Origin of the sequence: Corynebacterium timonense (assembly GCF_900105305.1) — a bacterium.
GTDB classification, from domain to species: domain Bacteria; phylum Actinomycetota; class Actinomycetes; order Mycobacteriales; family Mycobacteriaceae; genus Corynebacterium; species Corynebacterium timonense.
The window spans coordinates 1902916-1922007 of the sequence record NZ_LT629765.1 but is presented as its reverse complement, the minus strand read 5'-3'; the positions used below and the strand labels follow the sequence as shown (position 1 = coordinate 1922007).

19 protein-coding genes, 4 tRNA genes and 1 pseudogene are annotated in these 19092 nt (G+C 66.0%); 19 read left to right on the top strand and 5 right to left on the bottom strand.

Translation table 11 applies throughout. From position 1 onward, the window contains the following. Nucleotides 1-628 precede the first annotated feature (628 nt). Nucleotides 629-781: a hypothetical protein gene (locus BLT81_RS12705; protein WP_019193890.1), complete on the top strand. Its 153-nt coding sequence runs from the start codon at nt 629-631 to the stop codon at nt 779-781. Nucleotides 782-833: 52 nt separating this feature from the next. Here BLT81_RS12705 and BLT81_RS12700 read toward each other — a convergent pair whose 3' ends face one another. From BLT81_RS12700 to BLT81_RS09085, 3 genes and pseudogenes are all read right to left on the bottom strand, one after another. Further along, nucleotides 834-1358: a hypothetical protein gene (locus tag BLT81_RS12700; RefSeq protein WP_155860812.1), complete on the bottom strand. Its 525-nt coding sequence runs from the start codon at nt 1356-1358 to the stop codon at nt 834-836. Between the two features lie 990 nt (nt 1359-2348). Further along, nucleotides 2349-2921, bottom strand: a pseudogene (locus tag BLT81_RS09090) (IS256 family transposase); the annotation flags it as partial. Continuing rightward, complete coding sequence (locus tag BLT81_RS09085) at nt 2902-3201, bottom strand: hypothetical protein (RefSeq protein WP_155860822.1); 300 nt, start codon at nt 3199-3201, stop codon at nt 2902-2904. The pseudogene BLT81_RS09090 and the gene BLT81_RS09085, both read right to left, overlap by 20 nt. Nucleotides 3202-3455: 254 nt before the next feature. Here BLT81_RS09085 and BLT81_RS09080 point away from each other — a divergent pair, with 254 nt between their 5' ends. From BLT81_RS09080 to BLT81_RS09045, 7 genes are all read left to right on the top strand, one after another. Next, nucleotides 3456-4415: an o-succinylbenzoate synthase gene (locus BLT81_RS09080; RefSeq protein ID WP_019193894.1), complete on the top strand. Its 960-nt coding sequence runs from the start codon at nt 3456-3458 to the stop codon at nt 4413-4415. 102 nt (nt 4416-4517) lie between these two features. After that, on the top strand, nt 4518-6098 hold the full coding sequence (locus BLT81_RS09075) for an SLC13 family permease (protein ID WP_019193895.1): 1581 nt from the start codon (nt 4518-4520) through the stop codon (nt 6096-6098). A gap of 396 nt (nt 6099-6494) precedes the next feature. Further along, nucleotides 6495-6785 (top strand): hypothetical protein, encoded by a 291-nt coding sequence (locus tag BLT81_RS09065; protein ID WP_083337263.1) that lies wholly within the window; start codon nt 6495-6497, stop codon nt 6783-6785. Further along, nucleotides 6786-8399 carry a 2-succinyl-5-enolpyruvyl-6-hydroxy-3-cyclohexene-1-carboxylic-acid synthase gene (menD, locus tag BLT81_RS09060; protein ID WP_019193897.1) on the top strand — a complete coding sequence of 538 codons (1614 nt, stop codon included), beginning with the start codon at nt 6786-6788 and terminating at the stop codon, nt 8397-8399. Continuing rightward, nucleotides 8396-8815, top strand: coding sequence for a DUF3592 domain-containing protein (locus BLT81_RS09055; protein ID WP_019193898.1), 420 nt, complete (start codon nt 8396-8398; stop codon nt 8813-8815). The genes menD and BLT81_RS09055 overlap by 4 nt, the downstream gene beginning before the upstream one ends. A gap of 61 nt (nt 8816-8876) precedes the next feature. Beyond that, nucleotides 8877-10076 (top strand): glycosyltransferase family 4 protein, encoded by a 1200-nt coding sequence (locus BLT81_RS09050; RefSeq protein ID WP_019193899.1) that lies wholly within the window; start codon nt 8877-8879, stop codon nt 10074-10076. Between the two features lie 32 nt (nt 10077-10108). Further along, on the top strand, nt 10109-10798 hold the full coding sequence (locus tag BLT81_RS09045) for a demethylmenaquinone methyltransferase (protein WP_019193900.1): 690 nt from the start codon (nt 10109-10111) through the stop codon (nt 10796-10798). A 20-nt stretch (nt 10799-10818) separates the two neighbouring features. Here BLT81_RS09045 and BLT81_RS09040 read toward each other — a convergent pair whose 3' ends face one another. After that, the gene (locus tag BLT81_RS09040; RefSeq protein ID WP_155860813.1) at nt 10819-12045 is read right to left on the bottom strand and encodes a geranylgeranyl reductase family protein; all 1227 of its coding nucleotides are present in this window, start codon (nt 12043-12045) and stop codon (nt 10819-10821) included. A gap of 167 nt (nt 12046-12212) precedes the next feature. On the opposite strand from BLT81_RS09040, the gene BLT81_RS09035 reads away from it, so the two are divergent. The 11 genes from BLT81_RS09035 to rplL all read left to right on the top strand — a co-directional run bounded on the left by BLT81_RS09035 (nt 12213) and on the right by rplL (nt 18138). After that, on the top strand, nt 12213-13229 hold the full coding sequence (locus BLT81_RS09035; protein WP_019193902.1) for a polyprenyl synthetase family protein: 1017 nt from the start codon (nt 12213-12215) through the stop codon (nt 13227-13229). Between the two features lie 75 nt (nt 13230-13304). Continuing rightward, a tRNA-Tyr gene (locus BLT81_RS09030) sits at nt 13305-13386 on the top strand. Between the two features lie 190 nt (nt 13387-13576). Beyond that, nucleotides 13577-13649: transfer RNA gene (locus BLT81_RS09025), tRNA-Thr, on the top strand. Between the two features lie 31 nt (nt 13650-13680). Beyond that, nucleotides 13681-13752 (top strand) — tRNA-Met (locus tag BLT81_RS09020). Between the two features lie 65 nt (nt 13753-13817). Then, nucleotides 13818-13893, top strand: a tRNA-Trp gene (locus BLT81_RS09015). A 24-nt stretch (nt 13894-13917) separates the two neighbouring features. Then, complete coding sequence (gene secE / locus BLT81_RS09010; protein ID WP_019193903.1) at nt 13918-14238, top strand: preprotein translocase subunit SecE; 321 nt, start codon at nt 13918-13920, stop codon at nt 14236-14238. A gap of 127 nt (nt 14239-14365) precedes the next feature. After that, on the top strand, nt 14366-15370 hold the full coding sequence (nusG, locus tag BLT81_RS09005) for a transcription termination/antitermination protein NusG (RefSeq protein ID WP_019193904.1): 1005 nt from the start codon (nt 14366-14368) through the stop codon (nt 15368-15370). Between the two features lie 189 nt (nt 15371-15559). Further along, entirely contained in the window at nt 15560-15988 is a 429-nt protein-coding gene (rplK, locus tag BLT81_RS09000; RefSeq protein ID WP_019193905.1) for a 50S ribosomal protein L11, read from the top strand. A gap of 80 nt (nt 15989-16068) precedes the next feature. After that, complete coding sequence (gene rplA / locus BLT81_RS08995; RefSeq protein WP_019193906.1) at nt 16069-16779, top strand: 50S ribosomal protein L1; 711 nt, start codon at nt 16069-16071, stop codon at nt 16777-16779. A gap of 380 nt (nt 16780-17159) precedes the next feature. Next, entirely contained in the window at nt 17160-17681 is a 522-nt protein-coding gene (gene rplJ / locus BLT81_RS08990) for a 50S ribosomal protein L10 (RefSeq protein WP_019193907.1), read from the top strand. A gap of 67 nt (nt 17682-17748) precedes the next feature. Next, nucleotides 17749-18138 (top strand): 50S ribosomal protein L7/L12, encoded by a 390-nt coding sequence (rplL, locus tag BLT81_RS08985; protein ID WP_019193908.1) that lies wholly within the window; start codon nt 17749-17751, stop codon nt 18136-18138. 79 nt (nt 18139-18217) lie between these two features. On the opposite strand, the gene BLT81_RS08980 is transcribed toward rplL, so the two are convergent. After that, a complete protein-coding gene (locus BLT81_RS08980; protein ID WP_019193909.1) occupies nt 18218-19009 on the bottom strand; it encodes an SDR family oxidoreductase in 792 nt (263 codons plus the stop codon). Between the last annotated feature and the right edge of the window lie 83 nt (nt 19010-19092).

Sequence of the window (19092 nt, the reverse complement as noted above, 5' to 3'; positions counted from 1 at the left end):
GCGTGCCGGTTACAGATAACGCTTTCAGTGCTGCCCAGTTTATTTACTTAGGTTTCGAAATGGGATAATTCGAACCTGGCCTCTATTCATACGCACCCGGAAATTTGCTCGAGTACGAGGTTCCCCCAAGAACTCCCCGGTAGGCCGGCAGTTCATTTCCGTCTTTAGATATTTGGTGTGGGCTGAAAATTAGGGCCGTGTGGCTTTAAGTGGCTGCGGTTGTGTTTTCTTTCCTCGGTCAAGTCGTGGGTAGTGGCGTATCTGGATTCGAATTTGGTGATGTTTGGGGGCTGGTTGTCAGGGCCCGGCTCGGGGCTGGGGTCGGGGTGTGATCTTGCGGCGGTCTCGTTTCCTTCTGCTGGGGCAAACCATCCTCCGGCATACCGGCCCAGGAAGAGACCACTGCCCAGCACTCCCGCGAGCACGAGCTGTAGGTATCACGTCAGAATGGCAGATCCGCCATATACAGAGGACGTATAGTTGTTGCGGTGGCTCACCAGCGATCGTCCTTCGCTACATGAAAGGGAGGCACGAGGAACCTCTTGGGGTTGCAGAAAAACGTACCATCATAGATAATGTGAGCAGATGACATCCTCAGACTAACCATCGACGCATCTAGGAGTGAAACATGGGCGCAGTAGAGATCATCCTCATAATCGCCGTTTTAATAATCCCCATAGCCATCATTGCGTTTCTTGTTATTTTTGCCTCGAAAGTTCTGGAAGCTCTTGAGGCGATAATCGATCGGGGGAAAAAGCAGTCGCACTCCATCGAAGAATAGTAGACGAAGAAAAGGGGCGGTAGGCTACTTTATCGCCCCTTTTCTTCGTCTACTAATTAATTTCTACGCATGCGTAGTTGGTCCACTGCCCATCAATCTGGACTCGACCACACATGGGACCAGCATCGATATCGCGATTGAAATCCCACTGCTGTGAAGCAACCAAGAACCCCGAGTCGGTTCCCCGAACGTCAGACTTACGCTGTCCGCCCTCATACCAGGCGAGTTCGAAAGCCTGCGCAGACGCATTACTACCGGCAATGTCAGTGCCAGGGAAGTAGTTTACAAAAGCAGTATCAACGTGCAATCCTTCTCCCCTAACATTGATGGCGACATATGCACCATTTCCACCTGGTGCAGCAGTCACCCCATCTGCTGAGAAGGTTGTGATTCCCCCAGCAGGATTTACTGGCACGACAGCAGACCTGTCCGCGCCCTGCTTTTCGTTTACCGACTGGATTGTCTGCTTCATTTCAGGAGATGGTGCTTCCTGCGCGAGCGCCGCAGACATTGCGACCGTGTTGATTGCTGATATGGAAAGCGCAGCCGCCGCTACGCATTTACTCAAGATACCCATGTGCTTGCCTTCCTTGTGGACCAACGAGAGACGACCTATCGGAGTTTTTCCAACAAATACTACGATAACACCTATCTCGCTCTTGTGCGCGACATTTCTTCCACTGGCTACCGAGGGTTCCGCTCGCAGCTAACAGTAAGACGGGGCCGTATCGGTGCAGCACGCGTACCAAGGCGCTCGGCATGGCGTACATCGAAGCCAACCATTGCTTACAGGGATAGCCCGTCTGAGAGTTCGGGGGTGTGCTCTAGTTCTGTGGTGGCTGCTGGTTCCAGCGGGCCTTGTGCGGTAAGGGCGTGGGTGGGGGATGTTGTGGAGGTTCCGACGCCTTGCTCGTAGGCGGCGATGGCGTCTGGGTTGGCGCCGGTGAGTTGCATGTATTCGATGACTTCTGCTGGGGGGAGTGCTCCGTCGACGCGGCTGTCGCCGCCGAAGATGACGTCGTCGATTGCGGCTGCGAGCGTTGCAAGCCCCGTGCTGGTGAGTACTGTGAGGGAGTCGCTGATGCGCTCGAAGCGCTCCAGTTGGTACTCCTGGGCTTCTTCTGGGAGCTCGTGGTCGTTGTCGTGCCAGCTTGCGAGTGATTCGTCGAAGCCACGTGACTCGAGCTCGTTTGTGAAGAATCGCTGTTCCTGTTCTGACTAGGCGTAGAGTGCTGCTCCGCCGAGGGCTGCTGCGGCGAGTTCGCCGGCGCTCATGCGTTTGTAGGTGTTGGGGCCGGGGATGCGGCTGCGCGGACGGAAGCGCACTGCGAGCTCGCCTCGTTCGACGGCGGCCGCGAGAGCGCGTGCTTTTTTGAGGGCGCGGGCCAGGATGAAGTCGATGTCGCGCTTGGTGTGAGTGTTTCGGCGGGTCGTGGGTTAGGTGTACTTCCCTGGGAGGTTGTGAACGGTGTGGGCGGATGGGGGAAGCCTCCGGTAGTGGTGTAGATAACGACACGAACATCCACAACGGAGAGAGGGTCCGTTTGTTTGTGTGCGGGGGCTTGGTTTACAAGTAGTTGGCGGACCGGTCTGGGTAGGCCACGGATAGTTGGTTGATGGCTTGTTTCCACCCTGAGGTTTTTGCGCCTTCAATATAGCCGTTGCGGTCGATTGCCCGCTTCGCTTTTTTCGCGCGTTGGGCGGCGCGTTTGTCTTCGATGTTGCAGACCATCAACCACAGCGTCTTCAACGCCGCAGCATCCGTGGGGAATTGGCCGCGGTTGCGGGTCGCTTTCCGCAGCTCAGCGTTAAGCGACTCGATGGCATTGGTGGTGTAGAGCACCCGGCGAGCTGCAGGCGGGAACTGCAGAAACGGTATAAATCTCTCCCATGCGTCGCGCCAGACTTTCACCGACTGGGGGTACTTCCGCCCCAGTTCCGAGGCTTCGAAGGCATCGAGTGCGGCGCAAGCGGCGTCCTGATTCGGTGCGGTGTAGACCTTGCGCAGTGCGCTGGATACAGATTTGCGGTCCTAGTAGGACACCCACCTGTTGGCGGCCCGGATCAGGTGCACGATGCAGGTTTGTACCATCGAGTTCGGCCAGGTCGCTTCCACAGCCTCAGGCAGGCCTTTGAGCCCTGTGTCTGACCTGATGAGCGGTGCCGCCATCGACGTTAGGGTGCCAATAGATGGAGGAACCGCGCGCGAAGACCTGGAACCGTCCGTTCCACGCGGAGACACTCTCCGGGGTGGTGGCATCCCCGAACCTGGCCCACCCGCCGAGACGATGGTAGGTCTGTTCGATCTTCCCGCCGATCCAGTAGCCGTGAAAAACGGCCCCACCTGCCGCAGCGGTGCCCAGTGAGCCGCACACAAGCGCCGCAGACACAAGCGCGGACAACCTCCGATGTTTCCCCATGATCCTCAACGCCTTCAACTCGTCAATGGCCATGCCGTGCTCTGATTTCTCGTACGAAACAGCAATATTGGCGTCCCGAAGGAAAACTGTGCGGCGGATGCGAAAAAATGCTGTGCACAGCCTTCAGACACAACCCGCCACCAACCGCAGCACGGAGGGAGTACTCCCGAAAATCTCGCCTGGCTGTGAATACGGAAGCGTCTCTTCCTCCACGTCGGCTTTGCCCGAACGGGGCCGGAACTACCCTGGGCCCCATGATCCCGACCCTCGACAGCATCCTTGAGCGCGCCCACGTGGTCGCCCTGCCCATGGCCGTTGCTTTCCGCGGTGTGACCACCCGCGAGGCCCTGCTCATCGAGGGCCCCGCCGGCTGGGGGGAGTTCTCGCCGTTTGTGGAGTACGGCCCGGGGGAGTCGGCCAGCTGGCTCGCCGCCGGGATCGAGGCCGCGTTCACCGGCCTGCCCGAGGCGCACGGCTGGGTCGAGGTCAACGGCACGGTGCCCGCGGTGCCTGCCTCCCGGGTCCCCGAGGTGCTCGAACGCTACCCGGGGGTGGGCACCTTCAAGATCAAGGTGGCGGAGAAGGGCCAGTCGCTTGACGACGACATCGCCCGCGTCACCGCCGTGCGCCGCGCGCGCCCGGACGCGGCTCTGCGTGTGGACGCGAACCGTGGCTGGTCCGTCGACGAGGCGGTGCACGCCGCCGCCGCGCTGGGGGAGTTGGAGTACATCGAACAGCCCTGCGCGACGGTCGAGGAGCTCGCGGAGGTGAGGCGGCGGGTTGCTACTCCGATCGCGGCGGACGAGTCGATCCGGCGCGCCGCTGACCCGTACCGCGTGGTGGAGGCGGGGGCGGCGGATGTGGGCGTCGTCAAGCCTGCTCCTTTGGGGGGCGTGCGCAGGCTGGTCGCGGTCGGGGAGGAGCTGGGGCTGTCGCTGACGGTGGCCAGCGCCCTCGACACCGCCGTGGGCATGGATGCGGGGCTGGTCGCGGCAAAGCTGACCGGCTCGCGGGCCGCGGGCCTGGCCACGCAGCGTCTCTTCGTCGAGGACGTGGCGGAGCCGCGGGCGATCGTCGGCGGGAAAATCGAGATCACCCGCACCACCCCCGACCCGGAACGGCTCCGCGGGCTGCGCGCCCCGGGCGAACGCCGCGACTGGTGGTTCGATCGGGTGCGGGAGTGCTACCCCCACATTGGGGCCAACGCGCGCTAAGCCGCAATTTGTGAAGGGCGAAAATTTTTCTTTTGGGGGCGAATTGCCTTTTAATGTGCAAACATAACGCAATAAGGTTCCCGTGACGTAGGAGGATCAGCCGTGTCCACTCCCGTGACCCAACAATCCACTCACCAGGCGCCGGGTGAAACCGCGCCCGCCCCCACGCCCGGCGAGTGGCGCCGCCAAGCCATCGGCCTCATAGCAGGCATCGTTCTGGCCGCGCTCGTGTACCTCATCTTCCCCGGAGGGGCAGCCGAGACCGTCGCGAACTCCTCGGGCGCGGACCCCGAGGCCACCTATTCTTCCGGGGCGATGCGCGTCGTCGCCGCGGTGACGGTACTCATGGCCGTGTGGTGGATGACGGAGGCGATCCCCCTGGCTGCCACCGCGCTCGTGCCCATCGCGATTTTCCCGCTCGCCGGGGTGGCTGAGTTTAAAGCGGTGGCCAGCCCCTACGCCTCCTCGACGATCTTCCTGTTCATGGGTGGCTTCCTCATGGCCTTGGGCTTGCAGCGCTGGAACCTCCACCGCCGCCTCGCCCTCGCGGTGGTCGGGGTTGTAGGCACCAGCCCCAAACGAATCATCCTCGGGTTCATGCTGGCCACAGGGTTTATGTCCATGTGGGTCTCCAACACCGCCACGGCCGTGGTCATGCTGCCCATCGGCGTGTCGGTGCTCACCCTTACCGCCGACTCGGTCGGCGGGATGAAGAACCAGAAGAAGTTCGCCACGGCGCTGATGCTCGCCATCGCCTACTCTGCCTCGATCGGATCGCTGGGCACGCTCATCGGCACCCCGCCAAACGCGCTGCTCGCCGGCTACATGCAAGAGGCGCACGACATCACCATCGGCTTCGGTCAGTGGATGCTCGTGGGGCTGCCCGTCGCGGTGGTGTTCCTGTTCATCGCCTGGTTCGTCCTTATTACTGTCTTCGCTCCGGAGGTGGACGAGATCCCCGGCGGGCGCGAGCTCATCAGCGACGAGATCCGCCAGCTCGGCCCCTGGACCTTCCCGCAGGTTGCGGTCGGCGTGATTTTTGTCGCCGCGGCGTTGAGCTGGATTATCATCCCCTTGGGCCTCGACTACCTAGGGTGGGACTTCCCCTACGACGACGCCGTCGTGGGCATCATCGCCGGCCTGCTCATGTTCATCGTTCCGGCGAAGAAGGACGGCACCCGCATCCTCGACTGGGAAACGGCCAACAAGCTGCCCTGGGACGTGCTTCTCCTCTTCGGCGGCGGCCTCTCGTTGTCCTCCATGTTCACCTCGACGGGGCTGTCGCTGTGGATCGGCGAGGCGACCAAGGGGCTGGGTACGCTTCCGATCTTCCTGCTTGTCGCCGCTGTCGCAGCGATCGTTCTGTTCCTCACCGAGCTGACCTCCAACACGGCGACCGCCGCGACCTTCCTGCCCATCATGGGCGGCGTCGCCGTGGGCATTGGCCTGACGGAGGCGACGGACATGAACGTGTTGCTGCTCACGATTCCGGTTGCTCTCGCCGCCACCTGCGCGTTCATGCTGCCGGTGGCCACCCCGCCGAACGCCATCGCCTACTCCTCGGGCTACGTCACAATGGGTGAGATGCTCAAGGGCGGCATCTGGCTCAACCTCATCGGCCTGGTGCTGATCACCCTGGCCACCTACTTCATCGCGGTCCCGGTGTTCGGGTTGGTGTTGTAGCTCGGATGGCCGAGGAAAATGGGTCGGCAACAGTGGCGGAACCGGCGAATGACCCGTCACGCCGGTACGGGCCCAAGATCGGCCGGAGAGCGCAGGCGCCCTTTCTCCGAAGACACGGCGTGACGGGGGTCCGCCCTCCGCGCGCTACCCTGTCCCTATGACCCCCCGACGAACTCCAACGACGACGAAACCCGCCAGTTCCGGCGGGAGCCGCAGGCGTCGCACCAGCCGCCGCAGTCGGAGCGGCCCAGACAGTACTTCCCGGACCCGAACGAACAGGAATACGCGTACGCGGGCGAGGCCTCGTACGGGCCCCCGCCCCAGGCTGGTTCGAGCGCTGCTCCCGCGTCCGGGTCCGGCTCGAATGCGGCGGCGATCGCCCTCGGCGTCGTCGCGGTGCTGGCCACCCTCGCGGCGCTGGTGTTCATGTTCCTGTGGCGCGGCGCCGCCGAGGAGGCGAACCAGCCGCCCGTGACGGTGACGCAGACCCAGACGGAGACCACCACCACGACCACGACGCGAGGGTTTTCTCTTCTGCCGGATCGTTCCACCAACGCGCCGGAGGAGCCCGCACCGCCCGCTGAACCAGGGGAGCCGGTGGAACCCGTCGAGCCCGACGGCCAGGGCGGCGGCAGCATTATCGACGACCTCCTGAACGAGGCCGACCGAGTACTCAGGGGGCAGTAGATGCCAGACAGCATGGATGTGGCCGCGACGGTCGTCGCACAGCTGGCCGAGCACGTCACTGACGTCGTCCTCTGCCCCGGTTCGCGCAACTCGCCGCTGGCGTACGCGCTGCTCGCGCGGGGGGATCTGCGCGTGCACGTGCGTATCGACGAACGCTCCGCCGCCTTCACTGCCCTGGGCCTGGCGCGGGTGCAGCGCCGCCACGTGGCGGTGGTGATGACCTCGGGCACGGCCGTGGCTAACACCCTGCCCGCGGTGGTGGAGGCGCACATGTCCCACACTCCGCTCGCGGTGGTCAGCGCGGATCGCCCGGAGCGCCTGCTCGGCACCGGCGCCAGCCAGACCATCTGGCAGCAGGGCATCTTCGGCCGCTACGCGCGCACCCAGCAGGTCACCACGCTTGACGACGCCACCCGGCTCGACTTCACGGAAGACCAGGTGCACGTCAACGTCGCGTTGGACACCCCGCTCGTGCCCGACGCCCTGCCGGAGCGCGCGGGCGAGCCGCGCCGCGTCGGGCCGGGGCGCCTGGCCACCCCGCCGACGTGGGTGGACCACGGGGCGGTGGACATCGACCTAGACCGCGACACCCTCGTCATCGCCGGCGACGAGGCCTGGGAGGTGCCCGGCCTCGAGCACGTGCCCACCATCGCCGAGCCCACCGCGCCCACGCCCTTCCACCAGGTGCACCCGCTGGCGGCGCGGTTCTTCGCGCAGTCCGAGGTGGCCATCAGCCACGAGGGCGGAGACTTCGCCGCCTCCACCAAGCCCGAGCAGGTCGTCGTGGTGGGCCACCCGACGCTGCACCGCGACGTCATGGCGCTGCTCGCCGACCCGGACATCGAGGTCATCGGGATCAGCCGCACCGAGACCTTCACGGGCCAGCCCGCCCGCCGCGGCAGCCGGGCCCGCGTGAGCGGCCAGCCGAGCGACACGTGGTTGAAAATCTGCGAGGCGGCCGGCGAGGTCGGGGCGCAGACGGTGCGCGACGCGCTGGCGGACGAACACTACGGCTTCACCGGCCTCCACGTCGCTGCGGCGGTCGCCGACACCCTGGCGGTGGGCGACACGCTGGTGCTCGGGTCCTCGAACCCGGTGCGCGACGCCAGCTACGTCGGCCTGCCCTTCGACGGGGTGAGCACGTTCAGTGCCCGCGGCGCCGCCGGCATCGACGGGACGCTCTCTCAGGCGGTCGGCATCGCCCTGGCGACCCAGGCGCTGCACCCGGCCGACATTCGCGCCCCGCGCACGGTGGCGCTCGTGGGGGATCTGACCTTCCTCCACGACGTCAACGGGCTGCTCATCGGCCCCGATGAGCCGCGCCCGGGCAACCTCACCATCGTGGTGGCCAACGACGACGGCGGCGGAATCTTCGAAACGCTCGAGGTCGGCGACGCCAGCGTGAGGCGGGACTTCGAGCGGGCGTTTGGCACGGCGCATGGGGTGGACGTCGAGAAGCTTGCGTGCGCCTATGGTGCGGGGTATCGGCGCGCGGAGACGATCCCCGAGCTGCTGGAGGCGCTGATGGACGAGGAAGCCGAGCCGCTCACCGTCATCGAGGCCCCCACGACCCGGGCCACCCGGCGGGCGCTGGCGGAGAGGCTGCGCCGGTGAACGTGCGCCGCCGCCTGCTGCAGCTCGTCCTCGCGCTGTACGCGTGCGCGCTGCTGGGCTCGGTGGCGATGGTCATCGGCCCGGCGATCAACGACGTCCTCATCGCGCGCGACCCCGGCCGCGGCCTGGCCACGGTGACGGGAGTGAACTGGCTGCGTACCTCCGCCGAGTACCAGGACGAGGAGGGCCGCTACCACTCGCCGCGCTACGGGCTGCTCTACCCGACGGGCCTGGGGGAAGGCCAGCGCGTGTGGGTGACCTACTCGACGTCGCGGCCCGACCTGGTGAAGGTGGAGGGGCGCGCGTGGACGCTGTCGATCGTGCCCGCGCTGTCGGTCGCGGCGGTGTCGACGCTCATCGCGGGGGCGGCGTGGTGGGCTGTCGGGGCGCGGCGGCGCCCGAGTCCCGCCGCATAATTCACCCAGATTTCTTCCCTAATACACGCCCGCGTAGCGCAAGTATGAGAGGTTGCAGGACATGCGCGTTGCTATCGTTGCGGAGTCGTTCCTTCCGAATGTCAACGGGGTGACCAACTCGGTATTGCGCGTGCTGGAGCACCTGCACGCGCAAGGGCACGAGGCGATCGTCATCGCCCCCGGCGCCCGAGACTTCCAGGATGAGATCCCGGACTACCTCGGCTTCGAGGTCATCCGCGTGCCCACGGTCATGATCCCGCTCGTCGACTCCCTGCCGATCGGCGTGCCCACCACCGTCATCAACAACGCGCTGCACCACTTCGAGCCGGACGTGGTGCACTTGGCCAGCCCGTTTGTGCTGGGTGGGGCGGGCTCCCTTGCGGCCGCGCAGATGAGCATTCCCGCCGTGGCGCTCTACCAGACCGACGTCGCTGGCTTTGCCACCCAATACCAGCTGTCGCTGCTGTCCAACATGGCGTGGGAGTGGACCCGCAGCATCCACAATCGCTGCGAGCTCACGCTCGCGCCGAGCTCGGAGGCGATCCGGGAGCTGGAAAAGCATGGCATCAAAAACGTCCACCACTGGGGCAGGGGGGTGGACACCGAGCTGTTCAGGCCCGAGAAGCGCTCGGACGCCCTGCGCCGCGAGTGGGACCCGACGGGCACGAAGCAGATCGTCGGCTTCGTCGGCCGCCTCGCCGCCGAGAAGGGCGTGCACCGGCTCGCCCCGCTTGTCCACGACCCCGATATCCAGCTCGTCATCGTCGGCGACGGCCCGGAGCGCCCCTGCCTCGAGCGAACCTTGCCGTCAGCCGTGTTCACCGGGGCGCTCACGGGGGAGCGGTTGGCCCGCGCCTACGCCAGCCTCGACCTTTTCGTCCACACCGGCGAGTTCGAAACTTTCTGCCAGGCCATCCAGGAGGCCCAGGCCAGCGGCGTGCCCACGATCGGCCCGCGCGCCGGCGGGCCCATCGACCTCATCACCGAGGGCTACAACGGCATGCTCCTCAACGTGGACACCTTCACGCAGGATCTTCACAGCGCCACAACCTACCTCCTCGACGAAGCCCGCCATGCCGAGCTGCGCCTCAACGCCCGCGCGTCCGTGGCCGACAAAACCTGGCACGCGCTGTGCGAGCAGCTCCTCGGCTACTACGAGGACGCCATCCGCGGCTACAACCGGCCCGCGGTGACGCTGTTCGGGCGCCGCTTCGCCCTGCCGTTCCGGCGCCGCCGCTCCGCCGACTCCAGCCCCGAGTAGGAGGGCGGCGCGGGGTTGTACAATCAGCCCCCATGGCCAAGGCAGACCTGGAGAAAAAGCCCTTCGACGTGGCGCGCATGTTTGACGCGGTGGGCAGCCGGTACGACATCACCAACACCGTGCTGTCTTTCGGCCTCGATAAACACTGGCGCCGCCGCGCCCGGCAGCGCCTCCACCTGAAGCCGGGGGAGAGGGTGCTCGATCTCGCCGCCGGCACGGCCGTGTCCACCGTCGAGCTGGCGAAGTCCGGCGCGTGGGTGGTGGCCTGCGACTTCTCCCAGGGCATGCTCGCCGCCGGCGCGCAGCGCGACGTGCCCAAGGTCGTCGGCGACGCCATGCACCTGCCCTTCGCCGACGCGTCCTTCGACGCGGTCACCATCTCCTACGGCCTGCGCAACGTCCACGACTTCGAGGCGGGGCTGCGCGAGATGGCCCGCGTGACCGCACCGGGCGGCCGGCTCCTCGTCAACGAGTTCTCCACCCCGGTCGTCCCGATCTTTCGCACCGTGTACAAGGAATACCTGCCTCGCGCCCTGCCGCTGCTCGCCCGCGTCTTCTCCTCCAACCCGGATGCCTACGAGTACCTCGCGGAATCCATCCGGGCCTGGCCCGAGCAGGAGGAGCTCGCCGCCGCGCTCAACCGCAACGGCTGGGCCGACGCGGGCTGGCAGGACCTCACGCTGGGCGTCGTCGCGCTGCACAGCGCCGTCAAAGCGGCGTAGCCGTCGTTGGCAGCCCCTCGTTACGCCGCGTCCCACAGCGGTGCGCCGGCGGGGGCGTGCCGCGAGGCGGCCCTCCACGCCCGCGCGAGAAGGTCGCGGTCGTCGTCGGTGATGAGGTTGCCCATCAACCGGGCGGCGGCGGGCATGAGCAGCGCGCCCACGGGCCCCCGCAGCGCCAGCGGCCCCGCCACCGGAAGGAACTGCGGGTAGGTGAGCAGCCGCGCCGCCGTCCGTGCCAGGGCGAAGGCCTCACCGTAGCGCTGCCGCAGCGCATCCGGCCACGCCAGCGTGAGGTCGCCGCCGGCGGCGATGAGCTCCACGGCCGCGACGGCGGTTTCGAGGCCGTAGTCGATGCCCTCGCCGTTGAGCGGGTTGACGCAGGCGGCGGCGTCGCCGATGAGCGCCCAGTTCGGCCCCGCGACGTTGGTCACCGCCCCGCCCATGGGCAGCAGGGCGCTGGTGACGGCGCGCTCGGGGCCAAGCTCCCACCGGGCGCGCTGCTGGGCGGCGTACTGGCGCAGCAGCTTCTTCGTGTTCACCCGCGCCGGGCGCGCGTCGGTGGACAGCGCCCCGCAGCCCAGGTTGACGGCCCCCTCGGCGGCGCCGAGGGGGAAGATCCACCCGTAGCCGGGTTGGAGGGTGCCGGAGGCGTCGCGAAGCTCCACGTGCGAGTGCATCCACGGCTCCCCGGCGTGGGGGGTGGCGCAGTAGGAGCGGGCGGCGATGCCGTAGACCTCGCCGCGGTGCCAGGTCCGGCCGAGCAGCTTGCCAAAGGTGGAGCGCACCCCGTCGGCGACGATGACCCACCGGGCGGCGATGTCGCCGCGCGGGGTGGTGATGGTGCGAATACCCCGGGGACCGAGCGTGGCCAAAGTGGCCGGGCATACGCGCCACACCGTCGCCCCGGCGTTCGCGGCCTCCTGGCACAGCGCCTCGTCGAGCTGGGCGCGCGCCATCGCGGTGCCCTCCGCGCCGAATGCGCCGTCGGGCCAGGGGGCGGTGACGGAGCCGCCGTAGCCGTGCAGCTTCAGGCCCCGGTTGCGGTAGGAGGGCAGCACGTGGTCGAGGCCGAGGTGGCGCAGCGCGTTGACCGCGCGCGGGGTGAGGCCGTCGCCGCAGGTTTTGTCGCGGTGCGCTGGTTGGGCGTCGATAAGCAGCGTCTCAAGGCCCTTCCTCTGCGCGGCAAGCGCCGCTGCCGAGCCTGAGGGGCCGGCGCCCACCACAACGACATCCCAGCTGCTGTTCACGGTGACCCATTGTGGCACACGGTGTGTGGTACACGGCCGCGGCGGCAAGGGCCACCCGCTAGTGCGCAAGCGTACGCTGGTGGGCTACGGTAAAGTCCGAAAATCATTCGCCCTCGGCGATGCGTGATCGCCTCGGGAAGGACACTCAACCTGCAAGGACATCATCGATGACCAACGGCACCCCACCGTCCGCCTCCAGCGAGCTCCCCATGGATCTCGGCGACGCCGAGTTGAACCGCCGTATCGCGGAGGGGATGGGAAGCGTTGAGGCGGAGCTGCGCGAGCGCCTCTCCGTGGGCGAGGAATTCATCACGGACAAGGTCACCCACCTTGTGAAGGCCGGCGGGAAGCGCTTCCGCCCCCTCGTCGCGCTGCTGTGCAGCGAGTTCGGCGCGAACCCGGGCGCCCCCAAGGTGGTCAAGGGCGCGGTGATTGCCGAGATGGTGCACCTAGCCACCCTGTACCACGACGACGTGATGGACGAGGCCGACAAGCGCCGCGGCGTCGACTCCGCCAACCACCGCTGGGGCAACACCGTGGCCATCCTCGCCGGCGACATCCTCTTCGCCCACGCCTCGCGCATCATGAGCGAGATCGACACCGAAACGGTCCGTCACTTCGCCGACACCTTCGCGCAACTGGTCACAGGCCAGATGCGCGAGACGGTGGGGCCGCGCGGCGCGGACCCCGTCGAGCACTACCTGAAGGTCATCGAGGAAAAAACGGGGGTGCTCATCGCCTCCTCCGGCTACCTCGGGGCCCGATTGAGCGGCGCCGAGGACGCCGTGGTGCGCCACTGCGAGGCCATCGGCGGGGCGATCGGCATGGTCTTCCAGATCGTCGACGACATCATCGACATCTTCTCCACCACCGCCGAGTCCGGCAAAGTTCCCGGCACGGACCTGCGCGAGGGCGTGTTCACGCTGCCCGTGCTCTACGCGCTGCGCGAGGACTCCCCGGCGGCGGAAGAGCTGCGCGGCCTGCTCACGGGGCCGTTGGAGCGGGACGAAGACGTCGCCCGCGCTCTCGAGCTCATCGCACGCACGAAGGGCAGGGAGCATGCGCTTAACGACGTCCACAGGTACCTCTCCCTTGCCACCTGGCACCTCGACGCCCTGCCGGACATCCCCGCGAACCAGGCGCTGCGCCAGCTGTGCCGCTACACCGTCGAGCGCGTCGGCTAATAAAGGCCGCTGCGCTGGCGATTTGTTGCGCAGCGCCCGGTGTGTTGTAGAGTATGGAGCGCACCTTGAGTGCCCGCCAGGTTGCCCGAGCGGCCAAAGGGAGCGGACTGTAAATCCGCCGGCATTGCCTTCAGAAGTTCGAATCTTCTACCTGGCACAGCGCACAACCCGCCACCATGACGGTGGCGGGTTTTTCGTTGCGCGGGTGCGCGGTGTGTCCGCGCGCTAACGTGGCTAAAACACCGCCTGAACTGCCGATTTGTAAAGAGTCACGCGCGTGGGTTAATCTCTACGAGGCTTCAACGGAGCGGGTTGCACGACAGTGAGACCCACAACATAGAGGCTGTGCCCCCTTAGCTCAGTCGGCAGAGCGTTTCCATGGTAAGGAAAAGGTCATCAGTTCGATTCTGATAGGGGGCTCTGTTGTTTGTCGCCCCGGCGGCGAACGCAGGGCGGTGTAGCTCAGTGGTAGAGCAAGCGACTCATAATCGCTGTGTCGAGAGTTCAATTCTCTCCATCGCTACTCACCCACGATGGGCGCCTCGGCGCTCGTGCTAGGGTTAGCGTACTGTCTGAGGGCAGTGCCCAAGGGGCGTGGCGCAATTGGTAGCGCAACGGTCTCCAAAACCGTAGGTTGCAGGTTCGAGTCCTGTCGCCCCTGCCACAACGTTGAGTAACGAGGAGAGCTGTGACAGACCCCAACGCACAGAACGCGGCGCGTCCGACCGGCAAGCGCCAGCTTCATGGCGCCTCTCCCGTCTCCTCCTCGTCTTACGACGACAAGCGCCCCGAGCGGCGCGAGCCCGAGGGGGATGACTCGCCCGGTGGGGGCGTGGTTACGTTCCCCGCCGAGGTCGTCGGCGAGATGCGCAAGGTCATCTGGCCGACCGGGAAGCAGATGGTCAACTACACGCTGATCGTGTTCGCCTTCCTGATCGTCCTCACCGCCCTCGTGTGGTCCGTGGACTGGGCCGCCAGCTGGGTAGTTGAGCAAGCTTTCGTCCGTTAGCTATACTCGTTCACCGTTCGTTCATCCCGCCGCCCCGACACTGGGGAGGGCGGGATACTTTTTGTCCCAGTGCCCCGGACGTCTCTGTAGGCTGGGGCCAGATTCAGGAACACACGGAGGAGTAGCAATGGCTGAAGACACCACCAAGGTCGAGAACAACGAAACCGAAATGGTCGGCGAGGGTGCGCCCGTCCAGCCGGAGACCGACCCGGAGGCCAAGGAAGCCGAGCAGGCCGAGGACTCCGACGAGTCGGAGGACTCTGAAGACTCTGACGAATCGGAAGCCCCCGAAGGGTCGGCCGGTACACACGCGGACGACGCGAGCGAGGACGGCGAGCAGGAGGCCGAGGAGGAGATGGTCTCCGAGGGGGGCCCCGTCGAAACCCCGGCTGAGGTGCCCGCGGAAGAAGCCACCGACGGTACTGGCGACATGACCGTCGCGGAAGCGGAGCAGGCCCTCGGCGGGGACGCCGCCGACAGCCAGGACAGCGAGTACCGCCGCCGTCTGCGCGAATACACCCGCGAGCTGAAGAAGCTGCCGGGGCAGTGGTACATCATCCAGTCCTACTCTGGTTACGAAAACAAGGTGAAGACGAACCTCGACATGCGCATCCAGACGCTCGAGGTGGAGGACTCCATCTACGACGTCGTCGTTCCTATCGAGCAGGCCATAGAGCTCAAGGACGGCAAGCGCAAGCTCGTCAAGCGCAAGCTCCTGCCGGGCTACGTCCTCGTGCGCATGGATATGAACGACGCCGCGTGGTCCGTCGTCCGCGAGACCCCCGGCGTGACGTCCTTCGTGGGCAACGAGGGCAACGCCACCCCGGTCAAGCACCGCGACGTCGCAAAGTTCCTCATGCCCAAGGAGCCCGCGGCCGAGGGGCAGCCCAGCGCAGCGAACGCCGAGGGCGAGACCGTCGTCGCGATGCCGGAGGAGGAGGCCGCGCCGGCACCCGCGCACGACTACAAGGTCGGCGAGGCCGTCACCATCCTCTCCGGTGCGCTGGCTACGGTGTCGGCGACCATCTCCGAGATCGACCCGGCGACCGGCAAGATCCAGGCGCTCGTGTCCATCTTCGGGCGCGAGACGCCGGTCGAGCTCACCGCCGACCAGATCGAGCGCATCATCTAGCGGGATCTGGTTTGCTTCTTTTCCTGCGTACGCCCTAGAGTGGACAAACGCGTGTGCCCGCGAGCGGGCGCACTGTTTGTAATCCATTCATCCCCGGTGGCCTGCGCCGCGCCCACGCGCGGCAGGGCATCCGGCAGCCCCGGCAGGACATCGTGGCCGCGGGCCGTACCAAGGAATTGAGGTAATCCGATGGCAAAGAAGAAGGTCACCGGCCTGATCAAGCTGCAGATCGAGGCCGGCATGGCAAACCCGGCCCCGCCGGTCGGCCCGGCCCTGGGTGCGCACGGCGTGAACATCGTCGAGTTCACCAAGGCCTACAACGCCGCCACCGAGTCGATGCGCGGCAACATCATCCCGGTCGAGATCACCGTCTACGAAGACCGCTCCTTCGACTTCATCCTGAAGTCCCCGCCGGCCGCGAAGCTGCTGCTCAAGGCGGCTGGCCTGCAGAAGGGCTCCGGCGTCCCGCACACCCAGAAGGTCGGCACCGTCACCTGGGAGCAGTGCAAGGAGATCGCCGAGACCAAGAAGGCTGACCTCAACGCCCGCGACATCGAGGCTGGCGCCGCGATCATCGCCGGCACCGCCCGCTCCATGGGCATCGACGTCACCAAGTAATACCACCCCCTGTGGCAGGGCCGGCCAGGCCCGCACCACAACTCCCGCTGTTTGACTTAAAAACAGGAAAGGAACCCAACATGGCTAAGAAGTCCAAGCGCTACGAGGAGATGGCGGCCAAGGTCGACCGCAACACCCTCTACCACCCGCTCGACGCCGTCGCGCTGGCGAAGGAGACCTCCTCCGACAAGTACGACGCGACCATCGACGTGGCAATGCGCCTGTCTGTCGACCCGCGCAAGGCCGACCAGCTGGTCCGCGGCACAGTCTCCCTGCCCAACGGCACCGGCAAGACCGTCCGCGTCGCCGTCTTCGCCGAGGGCGAGAAGGCGACCGTGGCCGAGGAGGCCGGCGCCGACATCGTGGGCACCGACGTGCTCATCGAGCAGATCAACAACGGCCAGCTCGACTTCGACGTCGCGATCGCGACGCCGGACCAGATGGCCAAGGTGGGCCGCGTCGCCCGCGTCCTCGGCCCGCGTGGCCTCATGCCGAACCCGAAGACCGGCACGGTCACCCCGGACGTGGCTAAGGCGATCGAGGAAGTCAAGGGCGGCAAGATCGCCTTCCGCGTGGACAAGGCCGCGAACCTGCACGCCCTCATCGGCAAGGCCTCCTTCACCGCCGAGCAGCTCGCCGAGAACTACGGCGCGCTTCTCGACGAAGTCCTGCGCCTCAAGCCGTCCTCGGCTAAGGGCATCTACCTGAAGAAGATCTCCGTCTCTGCGACGCAGGGCCCGGGCGTCCCGGTCGACCCGAGCGTGCAGAAGGGCTACGCCACCAAGGCGTAGGCCTCCGATCTGACGCGACGGCGCCCCCGGTTCCTCGGAGCCGGGGGCGCCGCTGTGCGTTCCCTGGCGTGTGCAGGCCGCGCCGCGATTTGGTCGTGGCGCGGAGGGGCGCTAGACTCTCTCACGAAGTTTGAACGGGTTGACTCCCGAGCTCAAGTTTCACCGAAGACCGTCGGTCGCCCTGCACGCAGGGCCGAAGGCGTCCCACTCCAGGGACCGGCCTACGCAGGAGGAACGTGGCTCACCCTTCATTGTGGTGCCTCGTGCTTTCTGCACGGGGCATCTGTGCTTTCTAGGCGTTGTAGAGCGTTCTCGAGCACGTGCCCCGGCGGATTGAAGGACATGACGTTATTGGATTGGATTGGAAGGAGGCGTGCGTAATGGCTAACCCGAAGAACACTGCGGAGCTTGAAGCCCTCAAGGGCAAGTTCAAGGACGCGAGCTCCATCGTTCTCACCGAGTACCGCGGCCTGACCGTCGGTCAGCTGCAGGAGCTGCGCGGTGAGCTGGGCTTCGATGTCGAATACCACGTCGCCAAGAACACCCTCGTCAAGATCGCCGCGAACGAGAACGGCATTGAGGGTCTCGACGATCTCCTGACCGGCCCGACCGCCGTCGCCTTCATCAAGGGCGAGGCCGTCGACGCCGCGAAGGTGATGAAGAAGTTCAACAAGGACCACGACGCGTTCGTGATCAAGGGCGGCTACATGGACGGCAGCGTCCTGGATGCCTCCCAGGTTGACGCCATCGCCGAGATGGATAACCGCGAGACCACCCTTGCGAAGATCGCCGGCGCCTTCCAGGGCTCCTTGGCAAAGGCTGCTGGCCTGTTCCAGGCTCCAGCATCCAAGACCGCCCGCCTTGTCGCTGCGTTGCAGGACAAGCAGGGCGACGCTGCGTAACGCGCGAACAACGTAACACCCCACACCCATGGGCCCGGATCGGGCCCGCGAAAGAAAGGAAGCCACCATGGCTAAGCTGTCTAAGGACGAGCTCATTGAGCAGTTCAAGGAAATGACCCTTATCGAGCTTTCCGAGTTCCTGAAGGAGTTCGAGGAGGTCTTCGACGTCACCGCTGCCGCTCCGGTTGCTGTTGCAGCTGCTGGCGCCCCGGCCGGCGGCGAGGCTGCCGCTGAGGAGGAGAAGGACGAGTTCGACGTCGTCCTCGAGTCCGCCGGCGACAAGAAGATCGGCGTGATCAAGGTTGTCCGCGAGCTCGTTCCGGGTCTCGGCCTGAAGGACGCCAAGGAGATGGTCGAGAGCGCTCCGAAGGCGATCCTCGAGGGCGCCAACAAGGACGACGCCGAGGCCGCCAAGACCAAGCTCGAGGAGGCTGGCGCGCAGGTTACCCTCAAGTAATCGCGCCCCCTCTTTCGCGCTCAGCTCCCCGCACCGCTCGGTGTGGGGAGCTTTCGCTTATCGACGCCCCCTCCCGGCGCTACCCCACGAGGAACTTGTTCACGTAGCGCTTCGCGATGTCCGGCCCGAAGTCCGAGAGGATCTTGAGCACCGTATCGGGGCCGCTGACGGTGTGGTGCATCTTCTTCTTGCTGTACGGGTTGGAGGTGGTGAACACCTTGGCGGCTTTGTCGGCGATGTCCTCCGGCATCATGCGCACCCCGAGCGTGCTGATGGAGCGGGCGTTGACCTCAGAGATTGCCGACTTCGCCCACAGCGGCATGAGGTCGTGGACGCGGATCTTGTCCTTCGCCCACTCGATGGCGAGCGCCTCGGTGAGCCCCTTGACGTAGAACTTGGACGCTGAGTAAGTAGACACGTCGGGCTGTCCGAAAAACGCGGACGCCGAGCACATAGAGATCATGACCGCGCCCCGCGTGCGCTTGAGGTAAGGGTGGCACGCTTTTGCCCCGTACGTCGCGCCGACGACGTTGATGTCCACGAGCCACTGGATCTTTTCGGGGTCTTGCTCGCGCAAGGGGCCGTCGACGATGACGCCGGCGTTGTTGAAGAAGGCGTGGAGCCGGCCGCCGGTGTGGGCGGTGAAGTCGGTCAGTGCCGCCTGCCAGTCCTCCCAGGAGCGGACGTCGAGGTGCCCGGTGATCAAGGTCCCGGGCAGGTCCGCCGCTTCCGCGCCCCATGCGACGTCGACGATGTCGTAGCATCCCACGACCCACCCGCGTGCGAGCATCTTCTTCGCGGTCTCTTTGCCGATTCCGGTGGCGCCGCCGGAGATGAACAGCGCCTTTGCGTCCTTCTGTGATTGAGCCATGAAGTGAACTCTAGATGTAGGTGCCGCCACAGGTATAGGATCGGGGCCAAAAGTTTTCGCGGCCGATGAACCGGCTGATGAAT